The sequence below is a fragment of the Roseomonas chloroacetimidivorans genome, from assembly GCF_049629625.1.
Classification (GTDB): Bacteria; Pseudomonadota; Alphaproteobacteria; order Acetobacterales; family Acetobacteraceae; genus Roseomonas; species Roseomonas chloroacetimidivorans.
Genome location: NZ_JBNBZS010000264.1, coordinates 1 through 1,469 on the forward strand (window position 1 = coordinate 1; position 1,469 = coordinate 1,469).

Sequence of the window (1,469 nt, forward strand, 5' to 3'; positions counted from 1 at the left end):
CCGCGCCGCTCCTCTGACCCGACCCCAATTCCAGTGATCACATTCACCGGAATCACCGATCAGCATCCACCGGATCCACTGATCACGATCAAACGGAATCACTGATCACGATCCACCGGATTACGCACGTCGAGATCTCGGAGGAGCTGGCGGCGCTGCGGCAGGTCGTGAATGGCGGCTGGGTGCGCGTCTGGTCCAAGCGCGGCTCGGTGAAGGCCAAGGCTGTCGTTACCAAGCGCATCCGCCCGCTGAACTGCGACGGCAAGGTGGTGCATGTGGTCGGCATCCCGCTGCACTGGGGCTTCACGGGTTCGGCGAAGAAGGGCTTCGGCCCGAACTCGCTCTCGCCCTTCGTGGGCGAGGCCAGTATCGAGACGCCCGAGTACAAGACCTTCCTGGTCAATCTTGAGCCGACCACGGCACCGGGAGTGCAGTCATGAGCGGGAGTGTCATGAACGACAGCCCTTGCACGGCGAGCAGCAACCCACCGGTTCAGCCGATGGCAAGCAATCTCGGCGAGCGGGACCTGATCCGGCGTTCGGCGACGGCGGAGCTGCCGCCGGAGCGCCGGCTCACGCCCGTGGCGAAGCTGATCGACGTCTCCAAGTGCATCGGGTGCAAGGCGTGCCAGTCGGCCTGCGTGGAGTGGAACGACACCAACCCGGCGGTGGACGAGAATGTGGGGGTTTACACGAACCCCCACGACCTTACCGAGAACATGTTCACGCTCATGCGTTTCACCGAATGGGTGAATCCGGAGACGGACAATCTCGAATGGCTGATCCGCAAGGATGGCTGCATGCATTGCGCCGATCCGGGCTGCCTCAAGGCCTGCCCCGCGCCCGGCGCCATCGTGCAGTACACCAATGGCATCGTGGACTTCATTCACGAGAACTGCATCGGTTGCGGGTATTGTGTGAAGGGATGCCCCTTCAACATCCCCCGCATCTCGAAGGCGGATCACCGCGCCTATAAGTGCACCCTGTGTTCCGACCGCGTGGCGGTGGGGCAGGGGCCGGCCTGCCCTAACAGGCTGCGGAAATTCGATTCTGGCGAGGCTTCTACGAAAATTTATTACGCTGCGTACGATTCGGGCACAGCAGTGTTGTGCACATCACGGTCTGTCCAATTCGGATTGTTCGTGTGGCTGGGCTGGAGCAGCGAATTTCCGCAGCCTGCTAAGGCCTGCCCGACCCATGCCATTGTCTTCGGCACCAAGGAGGACATGATCCGGCATGCCGAGGGCCGCATCGCGGATCTGAAATCCCGCGGCTATACCAATGCGGGCCTGTACGACCCGCCGGGGGTGGGCGGCACGCATGTGATGTATGTGCTGCACCATAACGACAAGCCGCATATCTATGCCGGCCTGCCGGACCAGCCCCGGATCTCGCCGCTGGTGCAGACCTGGAAGGGCGTGACCAAGTATGTCGGCCTCGCCGCCATGGGCTTCCTGGCGGCCGGCAGCC

The 1,469-nt window shown here is 62.9% G+C and carries 2 protein-coding genes; both read left to right on the top strand.

Annotated elements, in window-relative coordinates; translation table 11 throughout:
* Positions 1 to 41 precede the first annotated feature (41 nt).
* Positions 42 to 440, top strand: a complete 399-nt coding sequence (locus tag ACO1BU_RS37285; protein WP_424140890.1) for a molybdopterin dinucleotide binding domain-containing protein — start codon at positions 42 to 44, stop codon at positions 438 to 440.
* A gap of 59 nt (positions 441 to 499) precedes the next feature.
* Positions 500 to 1,469, top strand: a 970-nt coding sequence (locus ACO1BU_RS37290) for a 4Fe-4S dicluster domain-containing protein (RefSeq protein ID WP_424140891.1), incomplete at its 3' end; no start/stop codon positions are given.